Below are 20,019 nucleotides of genomic sequence, written 5' to 3'. Positions count from 1 at the left end.
AAGAAATCCCCGCAGCAAATATCGCTGCGGGGATTTTTTTCTTTAGATAATACCTTGCCAGCGCAAAATCACTTCAGCGATAAGGGCTGAGCCGATGAAGGTCCCGAGAAAGACCGCGATGGCGACCAAAAAGCTCCGGAATCCCAGCTTGCGGAAATCCGCCCAGTTCGATCCGACCGAGATGCCGGCGTAGGCAAGGATCGGCGTGGCAAGGGCCAAAATGCCGATCTGGCTTGTCCAGGCAACGACATAATCCGAACCTGGAAACCATGGCAAGGAAATGATGATGGCGAGTATGCCGATATAGCCGACGGCCGGCATGCTGAAGGGCAATGCCTTCTCCAGCATCAAACCAACAAGGCTCACGGCGATCAAGACAAGCATTCCCGGAATCGCTTCCCATGGCAAGACGTCCATGCCGAACCAATTGCCGATCAAGGCGGCGACGCCGAAAATAGCCAATACCCACGTCCATTCGATGACACTCTTAAGCATTCGGCCCGCCTCCTTTTGCAGCTTTTCGTTCCGATCGTCTCATCATGATGCTGTACAATTTCTCCGTCAGCGGCAAGCCGATGAAGATACTGAAATACAAGCCAGTGGAAAGCGACAGCAAATTGCTCGCTCCCGCAAAGGCAACAATCTGTTCTTCCAATTCCGGATATGCACCAATCAGCGAACCACTGGCCGCAGCCATCATCGACCCGCTCCCGACGCCCGATGCCATGGCGAACGACAGAGGATGCAGCGGCGTCGCCGTCGCAAGCAATCCAGATATCAAGCCGAGAAAAACGGCTCCAAACACTGTTCCGAAAATATAGACCGCCATGACGCCGCGGCCCTCTGGCGAAGAGAATCCGAACTTGTTAACGATCAGCCCGACATTCGGCTCACGTGCAATCGAGTGGGTCATGCCGATACTTTCACGACGGAACCCGAGCAGCACCGCAAGCGGCAGTGCCAGGAAAATCGTTCCCAAATTGCCAAGTTCCTGCAGTAAAAGTGCCGGACCCGCTGCGATAATCGCTTCAATTTGCGGCCCGATTGTGACACCGATTTTGGCAATGAGCAACGTCACCCCTAAAATAATGAGCGGTTCTGCATTTTTGGCGTTTTTCTCGGAAATGAGCGGCGTGAAATATAAGCCAAGACCCAAAAAGAATGCATATAGCATCGGTAATAATAGAATAACTCCTGGCCCCACAGCAATGCTGAATTGGCCGATCGCTTCGGTGATGGCTACCAAAATGAATGCAATGGCATGCAAACGCCAATCCTTAATAACAGTTTTCAATTCTACTTTCTCCATCTCTTCTCCTCGCTTTCTTCGGAACTGACAACGATTTTTCAATTAAACCGCAATCTATAAACCTAGTCTACGCTATATAACGGACGATTCAATAGTTTTTTTGAATTTTGTTCGCTTTTTATCCCGTAGAAAGCATGTCATTTACAGAAGTGACAGATTTTTCAATCTAAATGAAAAAGCAGAAGCCTAAGCTTCTGCTTTCCAGAGTGTTGAAGAAGTCTATAATCCGCTATGAATGAAAAAGGGAATCATCATTTCTACATTCAAAAATCAATGTTCTATCTGAGTATTTGGAGAAGCATTCGCTCGACTCCTGTGGGACTAGCGGGTTTGAGAGACCCCGCAGGAACGCAGTGACGAGGAGACTCGATTCCCGCCCCACGGAAAGCGAGCGATAAGCTTCGGAAAATACGGTTTCCTTAGTTTCTCGACAGCCTGAAAAGCAGAAGCCTGAGCTTCTGCTTTTATTCCGTCGGATCGTACAAGGTGACGCTCTCGATGTAATTGATGTATTTCCTTAATTCTTTTGCCTGCTGCCGTGTGATTTCCCCAGCATCATACATATCGTAGATTTTGGCGCGTCCCATGTCCATGACATTGATGCGCAACTCTTCTTTTTGCATCTCGTAGCGTTCATCGTACAAGGTTTCGGGCCGTTTGAGACGGCTGATCATTTTCCGGTACTCGGTCAAAACTGCTTCGACGATGTCTTTGCGGGATGCTTTTTGATGATAGGCTTCCAAATTCTCCAGGGCGGCTTCAAGTGCCTTCAATTGCACCTCGCGGCCGACCTGGTATTCAACCAGGCGAATTTCCTCATCCTGCCAGTTTTCCCCGCGGAACCTGCGCCATGCGCGGATCAGCTTGCCTTGTAAATACAATAGAGTTGAACGGGCGTTATGGGCGATCGCTTCCTCACGTCGGTTCAGCGAATGCTCGAAAGCCGCATAGACCTCCCGTTCCATCCCTTCTGTCTTCTTCAGCCTCTCGATAAAACGGCGCTCGGCTTTCAAAGCCCGCAGCCGCACTTCCTTCATGCGGCGCTGGTATTTCTTGTTCGCCTCTTTCGCTTCTTCGCCTTCAGGCTGGACTTGCTGGAAACGCAAACGGTATTCATCCATCAATTCATAAGCTGCCGTTTCATTCGCTTCGGTCATTTCCGATTTGATGCGGGCGATCGATGCCAGCAAAATGCGCCGCCGCGCTTCTTCCAAATCGATTGTATCACCGTCATCGCTTCCCGCCAATTTGCCTTTGCTGAGCAATGGCAAGCAAGCGGTCGCGAGCAGCAGTGTCAGGAGGATCGTCCCGACTGCCAGGAACAGCAGCAATGAACGCTGCGGGAAAATATAGCCGCCTTCAATGATCATCGGCAAGGACAAAATCCCGACCATGGTCACTGTTCCGCGGACGCCCGTCAGGCTGACGAATAAAGTCAGCTTGAGGCTCGGCTTTGCAGCGTCTTCCATTTTGCCGAAGCGGTATTCATAATGGGAGAATAAATAGGCCCAAATAAAACGGATGCCGAGCAGCATAGCGGTAATCGCCAATACATACGACAGCAAGACACTTTCATCCATACTCGGATTTTCCAACGCGCCGCTCATCGCGCCCGGGATGTTGAGCCCGAGCAGCAAGAAGATGATGCCGTTCAGCACGAAGGTGATGATCGTCCAAATATTTTCCGTCAGCATCTGCTCTTCTGCGACCAGCGCTTCGGTATCTTCCTGCACAAGCGAATGGACAATTCCCCCAACGACCACGGCGATAACGCCGGATGCGCCTAACAACTCTTCCGCGATGACAAAGATGATAAACGGCGTCATGATTTGCAATAGCGAATGGAACGTAACATCATTAATCCCTTGTTTGCGGAACAATAAGCGGATACCGACGAACAGCAAAGCGATCACAGCTCCAAGAAGTGCACCCGCCAAAAACTTATAGGAGAAATTAAAAATAGCGGAGTATAGCGAGAAGGTCCCAGTGACGACTGCGGCGACTGCATAATTGAATGCGACGAGCCCCGAGGCGTCATTGATCAGCGACTCACCGCGCACTAGGCTCAGGACATTGCTCGGGATACGGACGCGCTGCGAGATGCCATTCACGGCCACAGGGTCCGTCGGCGATAGGATGGCAGCGAGTGCGAACGCAGCGGCAAGCGGAATGTCTTCAATAAGCCAGTGGATAAAGTAACCGCCGATCAAGGTCGTCAGCAGCACCAGGATGACGGCGTTGCCGAAAATCGGCCCCCGCATGCGCCATAATTCCTCGCGCGGAAAATGCCGCCCATCGTTGAACAGGAGCGGTGCGATGAACAGCAGCAGAAACCATTCGGCTTCCAATTCAAATGTAAAATCCTCGAAGACCAGCACGATGATCGTCCCGAGCGCCACTTGGATAAGCGCTGCCGGCACTTGCGGCACGTAGTGGCTCACTACATTGGAGACGAGAAGCGCGATCAGCAGGACCAGGATAGTCAGCAATAATTCCATCGATATTCCCCATTTACTTGTGATGATATGTGTATACCCCGTTTATGTTTTCGGTTATCCATTTCTTGCTTAATTTCTAATCAGAATACATCCGTTTCGGGTAAACTAGAAGAAAGTACCAGTCGAAGGAGGTCCAGAACTTGTCACGTCAATCCTACCGCAAGGAAAAAAACCAACTGACTTATACCCAGCAGCACCTCGCCAACGAGCGCACCTATCTCGCTTGGATCCGCACAGCGATTTCCATCGTCGGCGTCGGGTTCCTGGCCACGAGCCTGCATTTCACGATGGGCGTCGTGCGCAATCCATTTGTCGATTTGTTCACGATCATACTCGGCATCTTCGCTTGTATTTTCGGCCTGGTCATTATTTTTACGGCCACGCGCACTTACCGGGAAAAACGCCAACAGATCATCCAGGAAACGTTCTACTCCTCGAATTTGCGCATCAGCATGATTTCCACGATGCTGTCGATCATGATTATCATGGTCATCATCTATTTCTTTATCATTATGTGAATCATTTGCGGCTGAAGTTTATTAGCTTTCAGATCTGCCGCTAAAAGACAGGATATTTATCATACTTAACCCATAAAACTCCTAGTTATTTCCTCACGGATATAGTATTCTGAAATCAATCGATCTGACGAATACACGCTGTTCCCGCCCTGTTGTCTGGGCAGGACACCCGAAAGGAATTGACTCATGGCGACTCTCCCAAAATGGTTTATCGTTTGCCTGGCTGCTATCGGAACTTTGGCTATCAGCGGTGAACAGCCGTCGGCGGCTGACTCCGCCCCGCATGAATTTACTTTGCGCACTGCTCCGCTTGCGGTGATGCCTGAGCGATTGGCGAGAAACCACCGGGTGAGCTTGTCGGCAATCGGTGATGTACTCATCCATGAGCCGCTTTACGAAGATGCCAAGACAGGCAACGGGTATAATTTCGATTCCATGTTTGCGCCAATCCAGCCTTTCCTGGACTCTTCAGATATCACCGTCGCCAATTCCGAAAGCATTATCGGTGGCAGCGAAATCGGTGTATCTACCTATCCATCATTCAATAGCCCGTTCGAGCTGGGGGATGCCATGAAAAACGCCGGAATCGATGTTGTCTCCATGGCGAATAATCATACTTTGGACCGCGGTGTCCAGGCAATCGAGAACGCCATCTCCCATTGGCGGGATATCGGCATGGTGTCAACCGGTTCTCACCTGTCCGCAAAACAGCGTGCCGACATTCCGGTGATTGAGCGCAACGGCATCACTTTATCATTTTTATCATATACATACGGCACCAACGGCGTCCCGACACCCGCCGGCCGGCCACATTTAGTCAATCGCATCGACCGGGAGTTGATCCAACAGGATTTGGCGTATGCGCGAAAGCATTCCGATGTAACGGTGTTAAGCCTCCATTTTGGCAATGAATACGAACCGATGCCGACGCAAGAACAAGCGGACCTCGCCCTGTTTGCCGCTGAGAACGGCGCAGACATCATCCTGGGCCATCACCCTCACGTCCTCCAGCCGCCTGCCTGGATTGACACTGCAGATGGACGGCGCAGCTTCGTCTTTTACTCACTCGGCAATTTCCTGTCTGGGCAAAAAGGCGTCGAACGGCGGATTGGCGGCATTGCCCATGTGGATATCGAGAAACTGGAAACTCCTGAAGGCTCAAGCATCGCCATCACCAACCCATCGTTCACCCCGACCTTTGTCCAGCACGACAGGTTTACGGATTTTGAAGTTTTATTATTGAAAGACATCAATGACGAATGGAACGCCAATACGAAAGCCCATCTTGCCACTTGGATGACAGAACTGGAATTCCGCGAATAAAGGAGTGAATTGATGATGCAGGACTGGAAAACGGAGGAACGAAAAATATATACCCCTGCCGCCGAAGCCCACGCCCTACACATCCCGAAACAATTCTATTTTGTCATCGACGGCCATGGAAGCATCGGGTCTGGGGATTTCCACGAACGCCTTCGCGTATTGACTGCCCTGTCGGAAGCGGTTCGGGCGATGCCAGGACACGGCTATTGCCCGCCTGGATTTGCGGATTACTCCATTTATCCGCCGGAAACGCTCTACCATACAGACAACCAAGACGGGCGGCCGGCAACTTTCTCGTTGATGGTCCGCCAGCCGGATTTCATCGATAACGAAACGATCGACCGTGCGTTCAATTTGATCCACAAAGAGCGAAAGTTCCCGCTGCTTCCCGAAGCGGCATTCGAGGAGTTCGAAGATGGGCTATCGGTTCAATTGCGCAGCTCCAAAAAGCTTGAATCGGCCGGGGATGCTTTTCAGAAAATCGATCATTTCCTGTTGGCGAATGCCTTGAAGCGCCGCAACTTCCAATACCGCGAGATTTATCCAGGACATGGCCGCGATTTATTTGATGAAGTGGTGTACCGCGTGTTTGTTGAGGTAGCGCAGTAGCTGCCTGTCATGTGAGGGATTCAGCAAGCAAAGGAAAAGCCGTCCCGAAAAGTGTCTTCGCACTTTTTCCGGACGGCTTTTTCCATTACATCTGATTTTTCTTATAGTTTTCATCTCGCCGGAAGTTCCCGACCACTTCCATCGTCTCGGTGATGCTGACGAAGGCATTCGGGTCAATTTCCCGGATCAAGGGCCGGACAAATGCCAGCTCGTAACGGGTGATGACGCTATGCAGCACTTTCACCTTGGCGCCAGTATACGCGCCTTCCCCGTCCGTTACCGTAATCCCGCGGTACAGGTTCGTCAATAGTTTCTTCTTCACTTCGTCGCCTTTTGCCGTCACCACCATCAAGCTGAGCTTAATATGGCGCGTATGGATTCGGTCGACGACGATGCCCGTGATATAAATTGATGCCATCGTGTACATCGCAAGCTCCCAGTTGAAGATAAAGCCCGAGATGAACACGACGCCGCTGTTCAAAGTGAACACCATAAAACCAAGCGGGATGTCGCGTTTCATTGTCAGCAACAGGCCGATGACGTCAAAGCCGCCGGTCGACCCGTAAAAGCGGATGATGATCCCGACTGCAGCGCCTGAAATGACGCCGCCGAAGACCGATGACAACAAGGCATCTTCTGTCACTTGGACAATCGGGATATACAGCATGGCAATCGACGTGACGGCCACCGAGAAAATACTATTGGCGATAAAGGTCTTGCCGAGTTTCATCCACCCGACAACCAGGATCGGCAGGTTCAGCAAAATCAACCAAATCCCCGAGTTGACCGGCGTCATCAAACCGAAGATCATGGCGATGCCGGTGACGCCCCCTGATAGAATTTCATGTGGCAGTAAAAACATATTAAAAGCGATCGCCATAACAATGGAAGCAATGAAAATTGCCCCGAGGCGGTAAAATTTGTCCATTTCATATTCTCCGTTCATCTAATGGTAATGAGCGATGCCTGCATTCCGTTGAAGGCGATGAGGCAAGGCAGCGATTCACATTATAGGGGGTGCGATCATAGAAAAGCAAGCACTTCTGACCGGATTTACAGTTTCTTTTCATTCACGGAATATTCGTCATTTGAATAGTGTTTCAAAAGCTTCAATTGAATGCCAGAAAAATTAAGACTAAAATAGAAGAAGACAGTGCACGGCGAGGAGAGATATTATGGATCCGTTAGACATCATCGACAATATGGACAAAATCATGCCAGTGTTCCAGCCGATCGTCAGTGCCGTCAAACACGACGTCATCGGCTACGAACTGCTCGGCCGCTACTTAGAACCGGACGGAACCAAATCACTCGGCGAATTCTTCAACGACCCGGAAGTTCCGGACGAGTACAAAACTGAAGTGGACCAAAGACTGCTCGAAATGGCACTCGATCAATTGCTGCTGCAAAACAACGGCTGCCTGTTGTTCATCAATCGCAACGCCCGCCAACTGATGGCAGGAGACGGCGAAGATTTCCTGAAAACCTTGCTCGAATACCGCAAACGCGGATTCCCGCTCGAACGCATCGTCCTTGAAATTACCGAGCACGATTTCAATGATGATTTCGATACACTCAACCACTTGCTTTTGTATTTCAAAACTTACGGCATCCAGATTGCTGTCGATCATGTGGGCGCGAAAAGTTCGAACATCGACCGCATCCGCCAGTTGCGGCCGCATATCCTGAAAATTGATATGAGCATCAGCCGCCACCATCAGCCCGATGCATTCCAGGACATCATCCATTCCTTATCGATGCTTGCCCACCGCATTGGCGCCCGCCTGTTATACGAATACATAGAAGACAACCATCAATTGTATTTCGCTTGGAAACACGGCGGACATTATTACCAAGGCTATTATTTGGCCCATCCGGACCCTGCCCTGCTGACGACGGATTCCTTGTCCATCCATGTGGGCGATCAAGTAAAGGAATTCGTCCACCGCGAAAAAGCAATGGTTGGCGAACGCTTGGCCTATACCGCCCGTTCAGAAGAAAAACTCAAACGCTTGATGGGCAAATGGCAAAGCCCAGACTATGCCGACCAGTTCATCCAGGAAGTGCTGCCGCTTTTCGAAGCGGAAAGTTTCCGCATCTATATTTGCAATGGCGACGGGGAGCAAGTTTCCTCCAACTTTCGGAAAACCGCCGGCAGTTGGCAAGGCGAACCGCAGCAAATCGGTTCACACTGGGCTTTCCGCCCATATTTCCTGGAGAATATGATGCTTATGAAAGCGAGTCATAAAGGACGGCTTTCGGACATCTACGCCGATATCGAAACAGGGGAAATGATCCGCACATTCAGCTATCCGCTATCGGACGAATGCTTCCTGTTCATCGATTTAAGCTACGAATTTATTTCTGAAAATGATTATTTATTGTTTCAATAAATCACAGTCAAAAAAGGAACCCGAAGCAGCATATGCCGCTTCGGGTTTTGTCATTTCGCTTCCTTTTCCAGCTTGTCGATGTAATGCTTAAGTTTGTCTTTTTGCTCACCACTGATCTCAGGCAGTTCCGGGTTGATTTCCTCCAGCATTTCCACCATCACCTGGGCGATGATCAAACGGGAATACATCTCATCATCTGCCGGCAATATATACCAAGGAGCATGTTCTGTAGACGTGTTTGTCAGCATATCCTCAAAAATGTCTTGGTAATCCGCCCAATGCTCGCGTTCTTCGACATCGCTGAAGGAAAACTCCCAATTCTTCTCTGGGTTTTTCATGCGTTCGAGCAGGCGCTCAGTTTGTTCTTCTTTGGAAATATTAAAAAAGAATTTCACAAACGGAAAACCGTTCTCGAACATATAACGTTCGAAGTCATTGATCTGGCGATAGCGCCGGTTCCAAACTTCGCCGTCGATCAATTGATTGGGCAGCGGCTCTTCTTCAAGGAGATTATGGACACGCGTCGCAATCACTTCTTCGTAATGGGAACGGTTCAAAATTCCGATTTGCCCGCGCTCTGGCAAAGCTTTGTGCAAGCGCCATAAATAATCATGCTTCAATTCCTCTTCGGTCGGTTTTCCGAGCGTCGTCACTTTCAGCCCTTGGGCGGTCAAGTTCGAGAACAGGTAAGTGATAGCTTCATCTTTTCCAGCCGCGTCCATTGCCTGAAGGGCCACCACAATTCCTTTTTCTTCTTCTGCATGAAGCCGGACATGCCATTTTTTCAGTTCTTCGATCGTATCCTTCAATTGCTGTTCGATTTGCCCGGGTTCGGTGCCTTTATCTTCACGTGTCGGCCAGTCTTTCAAATCCACTTTGCGTCCAGCCTTCACTTTGTATTGTTGGGTATCCATGAAATCACTCCTTGAAATATTATTGGTTTTCTTTCCATACCCTTTTTCAGCATTTGGAATTACAGGGCTTTTTTCTCAATCTGTTATTTAATATTTTCCCACCACAAGCTAGCAAAGGCTACACACAACTTGTACAAAAAAGCTCCTTCGAAACCCATACAGAGTCTCGAAGGAGCTTTTTCAATTGTGGACTATTCGTAGGCAATCGAACCGTCTGCCTTCTGTTCATACGTAATGTCTTCTTGTTCCATCAAGGAAATCAAGATTTCGGCTTTGTCGTCCGCTTGCTCTTTTTGGCGGTCCAGGATTTCATCCAGTTTCTCATGGATTTCCTCGACCTGGTTTTTCTGCAAAGTCTTTGTCATTTCACGCGTCAACTCGATTTGGGCAAAATGATAGGATTCCAATTGTGCAAGACGTGGATCGTCCGTGTCGAGTTCTTTGGACAATTGCTCCAACTTTTCCTCCATCTCATTGATATGGAGTTCGGTGAGTGAATTATGGTCATACAGGCGAATCAGTGAATTGCTCACTTCTTTGAGCACTTCCTCGCTTTTCTCGCTTTGGAAAATATACTGCTGGATTTCATCCTGTTTGGCATCATCCGCAGAGCGTTCATCACTCCACGGAGCAACATAACTCGCGAAGGAATACACATTCCATAGGATGAACAACAGTAAAATACCGCCACCGGCCTTCAGCCAAAGTTTGCGGCGTTCTGGATCTTTTTTATTAGGTCGAAAATTTGGCGGTTCAGCACCGGTTTCGTTGCTTTTTTCCGCTTCGATTCGATTGGATTCATTATGCGGATTACCGTCTGAAAATTGATTGTAATTAGCCATGTTACCCTCCGGACATCTATTCGTAACACGATTGTAACAAAAAACATTAAAAATAGCATCCGTTTTTTTAAAGAAACCAAGAAATTAAGACAAAATTCGACAAAGCTATGGCATTTTTCGCGTTTTGCTTGGCCAATAGCACACCTCTTCCTCCCCCAGTTTGAAAAGTTAGCCCCGCGCTTTTTTCGGGTAAACTACCTAAAAGCATCACCAGCTCATCCAATTTGCTTGTCATTGATCCACCATCCTCTTCCTGATGGCGATCTGAAAGAAAGGCGGTCTTTTTTATGCGCATTTCCTGTATGGGGAGTTTATTGATTTCAATTATCCTCTCGATTGTATTGACCATTTTACTGAACTTGCTATTTTTCTAGCTGCCGTTGTAATTGCCGGGCCTTGGCCGCGAAAGCTTTGCATACATTAGAAATGGAGGAACTCCAGATGACCAGAACATTCGTGATTTTGTTGATGGTGTCGGCGCTGTTGTTCATCGGATTCTATTTTGCCATTACGCTCTATAACCGTTTTGTCGGAGGATTTGCTTCAGCGGGAATTGAATTTCAGACAACAGTCACCTTATCCGAAATGCTGTCATCCCATTTCCAGCCGTAAACTTCTTCAGCTAACGAAACCCCATCGCCTGAGCGATGGGGTTTCGTTTATTCACCTGGATTTTGTTGTGTGTTTCCCGCTTCAGATTTGCGGTAATCGAATTGCCATTGCACGCCGAATTTATCTTCTACGACGCCGTATGCTTCACTCCAATAGCTCTCCTCGAATTCAAAGATCACTTTGCCGCTTTCTGCCAGCTTCTTGAAATCGGCTTTCATTTCGCCCAGCTCTTCCGAACGGATGGACACGTGGAAATTGCTGCCGAATGTCGCCGGCTTGCCTGGCATCGCGTCCGATAGCAGCAAGTAATTGCCATAGAGCGGAATCGCCGCCTCCAAGATCAATTCCTTTAAATCCTCGTCGAGTTTCGATCCCGGGTTGTCGCCGTAATGGATGACGGAAACATCGGATACGCCAAAGACGCCTTCATAATATGACAACACTTCTTTGCAGTTTCCGTTAAAAATGATTTGTGGATGGATCGCCACTTCTTCGCCCCCTCTTGAACTGTCCGTATCGTCCTCTTTTCCCTTCCATTTCTAGCACTAAACTCGTGCATTTACTTCCAGGCGGGTAATTTTTTCATAAATGAATAGACGATCGGCCCCAAAAAGATGGCCACCAAGAATAGATAAAACGATACCGAAGCGATGAGTACCGTGAAAATGCCGCTCCATAAAGCCGCCACCAAATACAAAAACAATAAAAGCACTGCCCAGACGATGCTGATGCGAAGAGCCGCATTTTTCATCCGGATGCGTCTTAGCGCGGCCAAGCCCAATGACAACAAAAAAGCGGGTGCCACCATCCACATTAATGTGCTTGTTGCCATATCACCTCTTACGTCATCGTTCAATAACAGCGTGTCCGAACTACCAGAAGTCACCATCGTCACCAACAGCCCGACAACAGTGATCAATGCATAAAGCCCCAAGCCGAACAATAGATCCTTGACCAATTCCACCGCTTTCCAGTTTTCCAACGCCTTCCCTCCTTGTCGTTCCCGGACTTTTTTCAGCTGCCCAGCATTCCGGAAAACAATTCGCTATTCCGTTTAGTTCGCCGCCATCCTGTGTTTCCCCTGCCGCCCATCCAAATCAGAACGGGTGCTTTGCAGAATCGGGATGCCGGCCCCTTAAAAATTTTTTCGTTTCATGGCTGTTTGCGCTTTGTAGTCATGGCCGGAATACACTAAAATTATTATGCAACTATTGACCACTTAAGGAGTGACGATACATGAACGAAACGATCCGCCAGTTGACCGAGGATGACTTACAGGCTTTGCAGGCCATGGATACGGGCATCGATGATGATTATGTCATCCGGGTATTCGACCGGATTTCCACAGGGCCGAACCGTTTATTCGGTTTGTTCCATGACGGCCGCCTGGCGAGTATCGGCGGCTATACCATTTTCGCAGGGAGCTATGCCATGCTTGGGCGCATGCGGAGCGATGTGCGCTTCCGCGGCCAAAGCCTATCATCCAAGCTGATGGCCCATGTCCGGGATGCGGCACTCGATCATCCGGGCATCCGTTTTGTCGGCGCCAATACACAGGAGTTCAATCTCCCGGCACAGCGCGTCCTGGAAAAAATCGGGCTGTCCCGACAAGCTGAATTGTTTTCCGCCATCGCAACAAATGTGGAAACTTTCGAAAGCGGCGCGGCAGTTTGGCGCAAAATCGAAAGCACCGAGGAAAAAATGCGCTGGCTCGAGGCGGTCTACATCCGTTCGGGACGGGTTTTTCCATTCGAATGCTATTACCCGTTTCCTGCAAGCCCGGATCTTTTTTCTGGCCAAGCGCTTGCACAATGGGACTTCTATGAAAATCCGGCCCGTGACCGGATCGTCATCACCAAACACGATGTGAAGAAATACGATTACTTGCATACACTTTACCCTTGGGACGATTTATTCGAACAGCCAGGGTTATGGGAAACCTTGCACGCACCACTCGAGAACATCCGCCGTGGTTCTGAGGAAGGCGCTTTTGTCTGGATGGATCTGACCCGCAAACAAACAGGAACATTGCCGGAAGGTCATCCTTTCGATTTGCCCTCCCCCTGGTTTTTATACGGCACGGATATCCATTAAGTTGTTCTCCTCCCCTTCTAAATGTTTAAGGCTCATTCTTAATAGGAAGACATAGAGTATAGAAGGAAAACACCCAAGGAGGAGAACATAATGACACAGCAGGAACATCGCCAAGAAGAAGTAGCAGAAGATTTGAAGCAGGAAATGCCGGTAAAGGAAGTGAAAAACGGCGTCGAGCTTTCGAACCCGCTTGAAATCGTCCAGCGCATGCTCGAAGTGGCGACCCAAGAACTCGAGCTGCCACAAGGTGTATACGAAATTCTCAAAAAGCCGAAGCGCATCTTGAAAGTATCGATTCCCGTACGCATGGATGACGGGACATATCGCGAATTCGAAGGCTATCGCTCCCAGCATTTGGACGTGCTCGGCCCGACAAAAGGCGGCGTCCGGTTCCACCCGGGCGTGACAGAAGACGAAGTCGCAGCCTTATCGATATGGATGTCGATGAAAGCGGCCATTCTCGGAATCCCATACGGCGGCGGTAAAGGCGGAATCGTCGTCAATCCAAAAGAGCTGTCCGAACGGGAACTCGAGGAATTGTCCCGCGGCTTTATCCGCGAACTCGAACCGATCATGGGGCCTGAAAAAGATATCCCGGCGCCGGATGTCAACACGACGCCTCAGATCATGGGATGGATGATTGATGAATTTTCCCGGCTGAAAGGGAAAAACGTGCCCGGCACGATCACCGGCAAGCCTTTGATTCTTGGAGGATCGGAAGGACGCGTCGAAGCGACCGGACGCGGCGTCGTCTTCACCATCGAAGATGCCGCCAAGAAAATGGGGCTTGAACTCGAAGGAATGACTGCAGTCGTTCAAGGCTTCGGGAACGTCGGATCGATCACCGCCAAATTATTACATGAACGCGGCGTGAAAGTGCTCGGCATTGTCGACGCTGGCGGCGGCATCTATCATAAGGATGGCCTGCCGATCGAAGAGTTGATCGGCTACGCCCAAACGACGGGCACGGTTGCCGGATACAATGGCTACGAATCGCTCAGCAATGAGGAATTATTCGCAGCCGATGTGGACATATTGGTGCCTGCCGCGCTTGAAAACCAGATCACTTCAGCTACCGGCCCGACCATCCGCGCCAAGATCGTAGCGGAAGCGGCGAATGGGCCCACGACACCGGACGGCAACGCCGCGATGGAAAAGAACGGCGTCACCGTCATTCCGGATATTCTGTGCAATGCGGGAGGCGTCACGGTTTCCTATTTCGAATGGGTGCAAAATACGACCCATCTGCGCTGGACCGAACAGGAAGTGAATGAACGGCTCCACACCGAAATGACAGAGGCTTTTGACGATGTTTACGAAATGAAAGAACAAAAAGGCTGCACGATGCGCGAAGCAGCGTATTTGGTCGCTGTTGAACGCATTGCCCAAGCGATGGAAGCACGCGGCTGGATTTAGGAGAAGAGGCTGTTCCAAGAGCTCATTAAACAGGGCTCTTGGGGCAGCCCCTTTTTTCTTTTTGCCCGCCGATGTTTCCGAACGCCTGTTTACAGGTAGTGAATAGGAAAGGCCCTCACCGCCAGAAAAGGAGCACGACGATGAAAACAATCGATTACTGGGTCTATTTGGCCTTTTCCGCATTTAAATTATTTCTCTTCAGCTTATACACCGATACGCCGTTCAACTTCGGCTTTTTTCTGATCAGCTTCTCGAGCGCATTGATTCTTTCGAGCTGGACTTTATTGATTGATGCCCGCAAGCGGCGCTGGATTTTACTGTCGCTTTTGGCGCTGCACAGCATCCTGCTGATTTCGGACGTCTGGTATTACCGCTATTTCGGGGATCTGTTATCCGTTCAATTGATTCCCTCGATGACGCAAATGAATGACGTAGGCGGCGGTTTTTTGAGCTTGATCCGCTGGACGGACTTTTTCTTTTTTGCTGACTTCCTGCTGTTTCTCGCCTTCATTTTTGCCTTGAAAAAGCGCAGCCTAGCGCCAAGGCAGGCGACGAACGGCAAACTGGCAGCTGTGATTGCTGCAGTCGGCCTCTTGATATTTGCCGCCCCGCTCCTTACAAGCATCGCAAAAGGCGAACGCTGGCTGACGGGAGACGCTACCAGCAATATGCGCGAATACTACGAGCTTGGGTTTTGGGGCTACCATGGCTATGATTTCGGAAAAGGTGTCGTTTCCATTTTCCGCGAGCCCCAGCCATCCGAACAGGACAAAGCCCTGCTCCAGGAAGCTGCCGCAGAAGTCAGTACAGAAAACAAAGGCGAACAGCCAAATATTATCCTCGTCCAGCTGGAATCGCTGCAGCGTTCTGTCATTGGCCAGGAAATCGGCGGTGAAGAAGTGACGCCTTACTTGAACCAGCTCGAGGAGGAAATGCTGTATTTCCCTTCTTTCCATCATCAGACCCACGAAGGGCGCACATCGGATGCAGAATTCGTCATCAACACGTCGCTCCACCCGCTGCGCACAGGCTCTGTCTATACACGGTTCCCTGACAGCACATTCGCCCCGCTTCCGGAAGCCTTGCGAAAAGGCGGCTATGATACAGCGGCCATGCATGCTTATGAAGCGAGCTTCTGGAATCGCAATACCGTGTATGAACATATCGGCTTTTCCCGCTTCTTCAGCGAAAAGGATTACCCCGACACGGAAAAAATCGGCATGGCGATCAACGATGAAGATTTCTTCCGGACTTCGGTCGAACACATCCAAAAATTAGAAGAACCGTATTACGCGTTCATGATCGCCTTGAGCAGCCACATCCCTTTTACGATCCCTGAAGATAAAAAAGAGTTGTCGCTGCCAGGTTATGAAAATGAATTGACCCGAAATTATTACCACACCATCCATTATGTCGACGGTGCGGTTGAAGTGCTCGTCGATGAATTGAAACAGCAAGACATGTGGGACGATTCGTTGGTCATTTTCTATGGCGACCACGATAGCGGGTTGACCGAACAAGGCCGCGAAATGGCGAATGAGCTTGACGCCAATGGAGCGACAGAGCAATTTGAATTGTTCCGGGAAGTCCCATTGTGGATCAAGCCGCCTAACCTGCCACAAGGCGAAAAGGTTGAGACCGCCGGCGGCCAAATCGATTTGGCACCGACCATCCTGGAACTGGCGGGCATCGACCAAGGCTTCATGCTCGGCACTTCATTGCTGTCGGATACTGAAAGGCTCGTCGTTTTCCGCGACGGTTCGTTCCGAAAAGGCGATGTGTATTTCGAGCCTGACTTGACGTCTACCCCTGGGTCAGGTGAATGTTATTCAATCGACAGCGGTGAAAAAATCGACGATGCGGATTGCGAGCCGTATATCAACGATGCGCTCGATCAATTGCGCATTTCGGATACCGTGATCGAAGACAATGGGCTGGACTATATCGAACAATGAAAAAAGCGTTGGACTCCAAGCTTGAGTCCAACGCTTTTTTATCTCATGACGCTGCCGCCGGAAATCTTCACCGATTCACCGACGATATTCGGGGCGGCATCCGTTAATAGGAACACAATCGTTTGGGCGACTTCTTGAGGAGTTGATAGCCGGTTTGAGGGAATTCCTGACTGGGCTTCTTCCATCGCTTGCTCAACCGAAATCCCTTTGCGTTCCGCTTTTCTTCGGATGCTGGACCTTGCCATTTCCGTATCGACATATCCCGGGCATACTGCATTGACTCGGATGCCATGCTCAATCGCTTCCAAGGCCATTGATTGCGTCCAACCAACCACCGCGAATTTGCTTGCTGCGTAGGCCGTGTTTCCGGCAGTTCCGCGAAGACCTGAAAGAGAAGCGAGATTGACAATATCGCCTCTGCCTTCTTCCATCATGCGCCGGTATACCAATTGTGTCAGCATAAATGTCGATGTGTAATTGATATTCATCAAGTGTTCCAAAAATTCCTGGTCCAGTTCTTCCACTTGCTTTCCGCCCGCTGCTCCGGCTGAATTGACCAAGCCGCCGATAAAGCCGAGTTGTGTTTCAGCGGTTCTGATCAGATTCTCGCGGCTATGAGGATCCGTCAAATCCGCCGTTTGGGCGTGCAGTTGATTGTCATCCATCATGGTTTTCAATTCGTTTTCCAACTGCTTCAGTTTTTCCGCATCGCGCCCAGTGATCGTCAGTTTCGCACCCATCTGCGCCACTGCCTTGGCTGTTTCCCAGCCGATGCCGCCAGTCGCGCCGGTGACCAAAATATGCTTTTCTGCTAATGCTTGTTTATCAAAAATACCCATGGATATACGCCTCCCTTGTGTGCAGTCATTCCCTTGATCGCAGTGTATTTAAACATGCGTTGCGGCTGACAGCTTAGAAGAGACGTAAAGGCGTCATATAGTATATACTAATGGGAAGTGCACAAGTGCTGTCATTTTTTTCACTTCCAGCTATTTTTATGGCTGAAGACGAATTTCATCACTATTTGGATTATCCGTTATATGGAGGGAAAAAAATGAACCAAAAAATGAGCGATTTCACCGAAACTTTGCGCCAGACCGATTACGCGCATATTTTATACCTGACTGAACAAACAGATGTTTATATAGAAAATGCCGTATCTTATGTCTTAGACGGCGTCCGAAATGGCGACCGTGTCCTGTTCGTCGAAAATCCCCGGATTTATCCCCAGATTCAAAAAAAGCTTCAGCAGCTATTGACTGCCGAAGAGCTGGATTTAATCCATTATGTCAATAACTTCGATTTCTATTGGCGCAAAGGGAACTTCCATCCCGAGGCCATTTTGGAATATTTCGAGAGCGTCGTCGGATCTTTCACTGCGGATGGACGACAGTGCCGGACCTGGGGCCATATCGAATGGGGCAGCCAGGAAGATATCGACCAGAAAATCATCGACTATGAAACAGAAATCGACCGCTCCGTCCCACGGCGTAAAGTCGTTTCCGTTTGCGCATACGATGCACGCCGCGTCTCAGACAGCTTGCGTGAGAGGCTGATGCATTGCCATGGCTATTTAATGAAAGACCAAAGCATTTCCGCATTATCATTTTATGACGATCAAAAAGCCCGGAAATGAGATTCCAGGCTTTTTTTTTTGGTTTGAAATCCACGTTAGATTCATGCATACTTCCCATCCACTCAGGGAATACCTAAAACAACCGCCTGCTGAAGGCGAAAGTGTATATAGAATGAAGCGGAGGATACTGTCATGAAAAAAGAAATCACAGTCGGCGCAGCCGAGTTGAAGTGGGATTTGGAGACAGGAGAAGTGCTCTTTGACGGGGGCGATGTCGTCTTTTTCTGGACTTCTGCTATGGAAACCTTTTTCGACACCATCCGGGAAATCACCGGCAGCGAAGCGACTGATCTGGTGCTTGAGACCACCGGATTCAGGCAAGGAATCGTTGTCGGGGAAGGTTTCCGGGAACTGAAGAATATCGATGCCAGCAATGTGGTCGAATGGATTTCCAATACCTATGCCCCGGCTGGCTGGGGCAAAGTGGAAATTGTCGAGATGGACATCGAGCAATACACGTTCACGATGCATATACAGGATGATTGGGAATTCAAAATGAACCAATTGAACCACAAAGGCATCAAAGGAATTTTCGTCCCTTCCCATTACGCCGGCGTTTTAACGGGATTATTCGGCCAGAACTTCTGGTACCGCACCATCCGCTACCAAAACAACGAACAGCCTTACAGCATTGTGGAATATTACCCATCGGACGTCACCGTTCAGCAAAATATCCGGGAACTCGCAAGAAGACAGGAAGACCAACAAATCCGCCAGCTTGAAGAGATGGTCAACGAAAAGACCGACATGCTACAGAAACTGGTGCGTGAACTTTCTTCCCCTGTCATTCCGGTGCTTGAAGGCATCATCGTCGTGCCAATGATCGGAAGCTACGACGAAGACCGCACAGAAGACCTGATCAACAACACATTAAACGAACTGCCAAAGCATAAGGCAGAATTTTTGCTGCTTGATCTGACAGGATTAAACCGCAATATTTCAGAGCATACCGCGCAGCTGATCGATAAATTAGCGGCAGCTGCACGTTTGCTCGGCACAGAAACGATTCTGGTCGGCGTTTCGCCGGAGCTCGCCATGATTATTACGCGGACGATGCAGGACCTGTCGAAATTCGAAACTTTGCAGAGCCTGCAGCATGGCATCTATTATGCGCTCGGCCGAAGCGGACGTTCCATCAGCCAAAAAAACAAGTGAAACGAGAAGTTATCTCGTTTCACTTGTTTTTTTGATGCCCTCTGGCAGGCGGCTGTTTCAAGAACCGCCCGCCTGTATTCATATAAATCAAAGCCGCTCCGGTAAATCCAAGAAACAAAGCGACGCCGATATAAAACATCCAACTTTTCTCAAGCAACATGCCAGCAAGCCAAAACAGCATACTGAATGCCAAAGCGAATAATAACTTCCCGATAAAACGGGCCATAGCCGGGCCGTCGTATTTCGCTTTTTCTTCTTTGGGCATCGTATTATAGCCAGCGATTAAAAAGGTGCCTTTGCCTTGCAGCATATAAAGCCCTAGGAGCACCAGCATGAGCGCCACCCCGCCGATTACCAAAGCTCCAGATTTCATTTCATCCATTGAATCCCCGCCTTGCCGCTTGAATTCCTTCTCTAATGTTTTTCATTCGGCAAAGACTCAGAAATTCCTTTTCAAGTATAAGAAAATCCCGCACCCGTCTTCCCTGTGCAGGATTTTCTGACTACCGTTTCCACATTTTCCGTTAATGTGTCCAATTTTTGAATGAGAATACCATCCCGATGATGACAACAGCTATTCCGCCGAAAATGAGCATGGGCAACAGCCCAACAATGTCGGTCATCTCAAGGGCACCTCCTTTTCTTTGATCATACGCCCAAATCAAAAAAAACGCCACATAATTGTTCGATTTTTCAGTTATTATCGGTTGCGCTGTTTACTGAAGAAAACTAAGATGACAATAAG

General features: G+C 49.3%; 21 protein-coding genes. 10 read left to right on the top strand and 11 right to left on the bottom strand.

All coding sequences use genetic code 11. The annotated features are described in order from the left end of the window. Positions 1–42: 42 nt before the first annotated feature. From M1Q06_RS04555 to M1Q06_RS04545, 3 genes are all read right to left on the bottom strand, one after another. Positions 43–495 carry a hypothetical protein gene (locus M1Q06_RS04555; protein WP_101805356.1) on the bottom strand — a complete coding sequence of 151 codons (453 nt, stop codon included), beginning with the start codon at positions 493–495 and terminating at the stop codon, positions 43–45. Further along, positions 488–1,309: a DUF3100 domain-containing protein gene (locus M1Q06_RS04550; RefSeq protein WP_058381462.1), complete on the bottom strand. Its 822-nt coding sequence runs from the start codon at positions 1,307–1,309 to the stop codon at positions 488–490. The genes M1Q06_RS04555 and M1Q06_RS04550 overlap by 8 nt, the downstream gene beginning before the upstream one ends. A 464-nt stretch (positions 1,310–1,773) precedes the next feature. Then, on the bottom strand, positions 1,774–3,807 hold the full coding sequence (locus tag M1Q06_RS04545) for a Na+/H+ antiporter (protein ID WP_434401929.1): 2,034 nt from the start codon (positions 3,805–3,807) through the stop codon (positions 1,774–1,776). Positions 3,808–3,947: 140 nt separating this feature from the next. Between M1Q06_RS04545 and M1Q06_RS04540 the strand changes: the two genes are divergently transcribed. From M1Q06_RS04540 to M1Q06_RS04530, 3 genes are all read left to right on the top strand, one after another. Next, a complete protein-coding gene (locus M1Q06_RS04540; protein WP_121300569.1) occupies positions 3,948–4,325 on the top strand; it encodes a YidH family protein in 378 nt (125 codons plus the stop codon). Positions 4,326–4,511: 186 nt separating this feature from the next. Next, positions 4,512–5,648 (top strand): CapA family protein, encoded by a 1,137-nt coding sequence (locus tag M1Q06_RS04535; RefSeq protein ID WP_434401927.1) that lies wholly within the window; start codon positions 4,512–4,514, stop codon positions 5,646–5,648. A 12-nt stretch (positions 5,649–5,660) separates the two neighbouring features. Then, positions 5,661–6,257, top strand: a complete 597-nt coding sequence (locus M1Q06_RS04530; RefSeq protein WP_434401925.1) for a hypothetical protein — start codon at positions 5,661–5,663, stop codon at positions 6,255–6,257. A gap of 85 nt (positions 6,258–6,342) precedes the next feature. Here the strand turns inward: M1Q06_RS04530 and M1Q06_RS04525 are convergent, their stop codons facing one another. Continuing rightward, the gene (locus M1Q06_RS04525) at positions 6,343–7,185 is read right to left on the bottom strand and encodes a YitT family protein (protein WP_434401923.1); all 843 of its coding nucleotides are present in this window, start codon (positions 7,183–7,185) and stop codon (positions 6,343–6,345) included. Positions 7,186–7,432: 247 nt separating this feature from the next. Here M1Q06_RS04525 and M1Q06_RS04520 point away from each other — a divergent pair, with 247 nt between their 5' ends. After that, positions 7,433–8,650 (top strand): EAL-associated domain-containing protein, encoded by a 1,218-nt coding sequence (locus M1Q06_RS04520; protein WP_434401921.1) that lies wholly within the window; start codon positions 7,433–7,435, stop codon positions 8,648–8,650. A 50-nt stretch (positions 8,651–8,700) separates the two neighbouring features. Here M1Q06_RS04520 and M1Q06_RS04515 read toward each other — a convergent pair whose 3' ends face one another. The 3 genes from M1Q06_RS04515 to M1Q06_RS04505 all read right to left on the bottom strand — a co-directional run bounded on the left by M1Q06_RS04515 (position 8,701) and on the right by M1Q06_RS04505 (position 10,755). Beyond that, positions 8,701–9,564, bottom strand: coding sequence for a PPK2 family polyphosphate kinase (locus tag M1Q06_RS04515; protein ID WP_434401919.1), 864 nt, complete (start codon positions 9,562–9,564; stop codon positions 8,701–8,703). Positions 9,565–9,755: 191 nt separating this feature from the next. Beyond that, positions 9,756–10,406 carry a hypothetical protein gene (locus M1Q06_RS04510; RefSeq protein ID WP_434401917.1) on the bottom strand — a complete coding sequence of 217 codons (651 nt, stop codon included), beginning with the start codon at positions 10,404–10,406 and terminating at the stop codon, positions 9,756–9,758. Positions 10,407–10,473: 67 nt separating this feature from the next. Continuing rightward, positions 10,474–10,755, bottom strand: coding sequence for a hypothetical protein (locus M1Q06_RS04505; RefSeq protein ID WP_434401915.1), 282 nt, complete (start codon positions 10,753–10,755; stop codon positions 10,474–10,476). Between the two features lie 92 nt (positions 10,756–10,847). Between M1Q06_RS04505 and M1Q06_RS04500 the strand changes: the two genes are divergently transcribed. Further along, the gene (locus M1Q06_RS04500) at positions 10,848–11,018 is read left to right on the top strand and encodes a hypothetical protein (RefSeq protein ID WP_434401913.1); all 171 of its coding nucleotides are present in this window, start codon (positions 10,848–10,850) and stop codon (positions 11,016–11,018) included. A gap of 47 nt (positions 11,019–11,065) precedes the next feature. Here M1Q06_RS04500 and M1Q06_RS04495 read toward each other — a convergent pair whose 3' ends face one another. Beyond that, entirely contained in the window at positions 11,066–11,506 is a 441-nt protein-coding gene (locus M1Q06_RS04495) for a VOC family protein (RefSeq protein WP_434401911.1), read from the bottom strand. Between the two features lie 71 nt (positions 11,507–11,577). Continuing rightward, positions 11,578–12,000, bottom strand: a complete 423-nt coding sequence (locus M1Q06_RS04490) for a hypothetical protein (RefSeq protein WP_434401909.1) — start codon at positions 11,998–12,000, stop codon at positions 11,578–11,580. Positions 12,001–12,254: 254 nt separating this feature from the next. Here M1Q06_RS04490 and M1Q06_RS04485 point away from each other — a divergent pair, with 254 nt between their 5' ends. From M1Q06_RS04485 to M1Q06_RS04475, 3 genes are all read left to right on the top strand, one after another. Then, positions 12,255–13,112 (top strand): GNAT family N-acetyltransferase, encoded by an 858-nt coding sequence (locus M1Q06_RS04485; RefSeq protein ID WP_434401907.1) that lies wholly within the window; start codon positions 12,255–12,257, stop codon positions 13,110–13,112. 90 nt (positions 13,113–13,202) lie between these two features. Continuing rightward, a complete protein-coding gene (locus tag M1Q06_RS04480; RefSeq protein ID WP_434401905.1) occupies positions 13,203–14,528 on the top strand; it encodes a Glu/Leu/Phe/Val family dehydrogenase in 1,326 nt (441 codons plus the stop codon). Between the two features lie 140 nt (positions 14,529–14,668). Further along, positions 14,669–16,483, top strand: coding sequence for an LTA synthase family protein (locus M1Q06_RS04475; protein ID WP_434401903.1), 1,815 nt, complete (start codon positions 14,669–14,671; stop codon positions 16,481–16,483). Between the two features lie 38 nt (positions 16,484–16,521). Here M1Q06_RS04475 and M1Q06_RS04470 read toward each other — a convergent pair whose 3' ends face one another. Continuing rightward, complete coding sequence (locus M1Q06_RS04470) at positions 16,522–17,322, bottom strand: SDR family NAD(P)-dependent oxidoreductase (protein WP_434401901.1); 801 nt, start codon at positions 17,320–17,322, stop codon at positions 16,522–16,524. A gap of 215 nt (positions 17,323–17,537) precedes the next feature. On the opposite strand from M1Q06_RS04470, the gene M1Q06_RS04465 reads away from it, so the two are divergent. Continuing rightward, positions 17,538–18,119 carry an MEDS domain-containing protein gene (locus M1Q06_RS04465; protein WP_434401899.1) on the top strand — a complete coding sequence of 194 codons (582 nt, stop codon included), beginning with the start codon at positions 17,538–17,540 and terminating at the stop codon, positions 18,117–18,119. 132 nt (positions 18,120–18,251) lie between these two features. After that, complete coding sequence (locus tag M1Q06_RS04460) at positions 18,252–19,274, top strand: STAS domain-containing protein (protein WP_434401897.1); 1,023 nt, start codon at positions 18,252–18,254, stop codon at positions 19,272–19,274. Positions 19,275–19,293: 19 nt separating this feature from the next. Here M1Q06_RS04460 and M1Q06_RS04455 read toward each other — a convergent pair whose 3' ends face one another. Then, positions 19,294–19,656: a DUF3784 domain-containing protein gene (locus tag M1Q06_RS04455; RefSeq protein ID WP_434401895.1), complete on the bottom strand. Its 363-nt coding sequence runs from the start codon at positions 19,654–19,656 to the stop codon at positions 19,294–19,296. Between the last annotated feature and the right edge of the window lie 363 nt (positions 19,657–20,019).

Source organism: Planococcus sp. 11815 (assembly GCF_051096385.1).
GTDB lineage: Bacteria > Bacillota > Bacilli > Bacillales_A > Planococcaceae > Planococcus > Planococcus citreus.
This window is presented reverse-complemented; position numbering and strand designations above follow the sequence as displayed.